The organism is Longimonas sp. (genome assembly GCF_040409695.1).
GTDB lineage: Bacteria > Bacteroidota > Rhodothermia > Rhodothermales > Salinibacteraceae > Longimonas.
This window is the reverse complement of sequence record NZ_JARWGJ010000039.1, coordinates 1-2,888: the sequence shown is the minus strand read 5'-3', so window position 1 is coordinate 2,888 and position 2,888 is coordinate 1. Positions and strand designations below refer to the sequence as shown.

General features: G+C 61.4%; 2 protein-coding genes. Both read right to left on the bottom strand.

From position 1 onward, the window contains the following. Nucleotides 1–570: 570 nt before the first annotated feature. A complete protein-coding gene (locus tag PPP56_RS02185) occupies nt 571–1,413 on the bottom strand; it encodes a hypothetical protein (protein ID WP_353562344.1) in 843 nt (280 codons plus the stop codon). 4 nt (nt 1,414–1,417) lie between these two features. Beyond that, nucleotides 1,418–2,731: a DNA primase gene (dnaG, locus tag PPP56_RS02180; protein ID WP_353562341.1), complete on the bottom strand. Its 1,314-nt coding sequence runs from the start codon at nt 2,729–2,731 to the stop codon at nt 1,418–1,420. Nucleotides 2,732–2,888: the final 157 nt, after the last annotated feature.

Here is a 2,888-nt window from a genome sequence, read left to right as displayed (position 1 = left end):
GTCCAGGCACGCAGCACAGGCGGCGGTGTTAACTATAGCTTACACGGCCCCGGCCCCGTGTGGCACGTCCCCCGCCCAAAATGTAAGGTTTTATAAGGTTGTCCAGCGATGCCAGCACGCGCCCGTGTAGTGTGACAGTGCGACACCTCGGAGCCACACGGAGCGCCGAATCCCGCAAAGCTATGCAAGGATGCTTTGATTCTTTGGCACTACGCGCGCGTAGTGTGTAAATACGAAAGAACGGCACTGTGCCTCACAGATGGATGCCAGTGGATGCCGACGGCCCCGCTACAGATGTGCACGTAGCGCCTACGATCTGGTTGGGGTTTGGCGGCCACAGCATACGCGGATTCGCGCCCTGTGGCGTGCTATGGGCTTTTCCGATGGGTTTAGGACTGTCCCCCCAGGGGTGGCCCCGCGCCCGCTTGGTGACATCTACGTACGTTCGTACGAAGTGCGTGGGTTGGATGACGGCCCCGCGCCCGCGTGGACGCGGCTATCAGCCACCAGGGGTCTGAATCTCAGCGACACCATTTGCTGTCAGCCGGAAGGGTGTGCATCAGTCCACCACTAAAGGTAATCCTGTAGCTGCATCAGTGTCTCGCGTTCGCGGGCTTCTACCTGCTCATGCATCGTGCGTACGTGATCGGGAATGTGTGATGCAATCGTATCTCGAATGATGCTGCGCAAGGCATTCGGTGGGATGGCGTCCAACTCTACAGATTCGCCCTCAAAGCCCTCGGAGCGGCTGTCCGTCTGCTTCGTAGGGCGGGACGGTAGATCCATGCGCCGGATCTGTTTGGGCGTCACGGCCACTCGCTCAAAGCGCACGCGGCCCGGATCGGTGGCGAATCCGCGTAGCTCGTCTACAGCGGATTGCCAGGCATCACACCCGCTTGGGTCATGATCGCCCAGGTTGTAGATGTATGCTGTCTTGCCTGCCTCCAGCGCGTTGTTGATGTGTTGGGCGGCATGATGCAGGTAGCTGATACTACTGTATCCACGAGCTACCCACAGGCTTACGCCCATGTCCTCGGTCACATCCCACGCCACACCCGCCAGGGCTTCCTTCTCCATCCACACTTGCACATAGTCGTCAAGATCGCCCCACAGGTTGCGGCGGTAGAGACGAGCGGTTTCGTGAAGCGCATCGGCCATGCTCCCATACTGTTCAGGGCGTCGTACCGTCCTGCTGGAGTCCACAATCCAGGCGTACGGTACGCGGCCAGAGCGCCGCATCTTGCGCAGTTCGCGGGCCACGGTACGGTAGCCTCTACCTTCTACCTTCGGCACCACACCTTCCACCACGAGGCGGTAGAATACCTGCCGGACGGTCATGGGCTTATCCTTGCGCAGAGCCTCCACAATCGCTTTGCGGATGCCCTCCATTTCGGCTTTTGTTCGACGGGGCATAAGTTTATTGTGCTTGCTCAATAAAAGCGTGATCGGTGGTGGCATTCATCTTCGATGCCAGGGCAGACGCTACGGCGGGCGCATCGGCCCCGAAGTGCGTGCGCAGTTCGTCGGCAAGGGCATCGGCAGCGCGGTCGATGCGAGCGGACTGTATGCCCTCCGGGATCGCATCCCCCCATCCGGTGCCCACCTTGCGAGCGGCAACGTCATGCAGCACGAGGCGGTGCTCTTGGGCGTAGGCGCGTAGCTCGTCGGCTCCGTGCTCCTGAAGGTAGCTGCATGGGTCGTGCCCATCAGGCAAGGTGCAGGCAGAGGCGTCGATGCCGTGCCGGATACATCGCTGCATGGCCCGATCTGATCCGCTGTCGCCTGCCTCGTCGCCATCAAACAGCAGCATGACGTGATCCACGCGCTGCATCAGCGCCTTCAGGTGCTCGTCAGTCAGCGCCGTGCCACAGGTGGCAACGGCATGACGGATGCCTGCTCCATGTAGCGCCAACACGTCGGTGTATCCCTCGACCACCCACGCTTCCCGCGTATCGGTCAGCGCCGTGCGTGCCTGGTAGAAGCCGTACAGGATGCTGCTCTTATCGTAGAGCGGCGTAGCGGGGCTATTGACGTACTTGGGGGTGTCGGGGTCGCCTGCACCTTCATCGACGTGGCGGCCCGCAAATGCGAGCACCTCGCCACGATGCGAGAAGATGGGGAAGATCACGCGCCCTCGGAAGCGGTCGTAATAGCCCCGCCCGTTTGGGCGCTCAATCACGAGCCCCGCATCCTCCAGCACATCGACGGAGATATGTTGCTCCTGTGCGTGCGTCAGCAGGCGTTCCCATCCATCAGGGGCATAGCCTATGCCGAAGCGCTTCAGCGCATCCTCGTCGAAGTGGCGGCCCTGTAGGTAGGTACGAGCGGGGGCTCCTGCATCGGCTTTGCAGCGCACGTTGTAGAAGTAGCGAGCGGCAACTCGGACAGCCGCCTTCAAGGATTCGCGCCGCTTGCGAGCATCAGCAGATGCGCCGTGTTCATCGGGAAGGGCAATGCCCGCCTCGTCGGCAAGGAAGCGGACGGCCTCCAGGAAGTCCAGCCCTTCAGCCTGCTGTACGAAGTCGATCACATCGCCCCCGGCCCTGCATCCGAAGCAGTGGTAGAGCCCTTGCTCTGCATCGACGGTGAACGATGGGGTACGCTCGTCATGGAAGGGGCACAAGCCTTTCCAGCGCGTGCCGCTCTGCTTCAGGTCGGTGTGTTGGCCCATGATGTGCACGGCATCGACGGCGGCGCGGATCTCGTCTAATGTCTCGTTGGGAATCGGCATGGCATCAATTATTTGTGGGTCTATTCATGAGTGAATGGGGCACCGGATGCAATGGCATTACTCACAGCGTCAAGTTCATGCCAGCGCGGGGCCGTCAGCATATGCCCGGTGCCAATGGCATCAGCTATGAGCGTAGCAGCAGCGCCGTCGCCGTGCC

Excerpts from the sequence above, each read along its gene's own strand:
- dnaG (WP_353562341.1), bottom strand. The coding sequence starts at position 2,731 with ATGCCGATTCCCAACGAGACATTAGACGAGATCCGCGCCGCCGTCGAT.
- PPP56_RS02185 (WP_353562344.1), bottom strand. The coding sequence starts at position 1,413 with ATGCCCCGTCGAACAAAAGCCGAAATGGAGGGCATCCGCAAAGCGATT.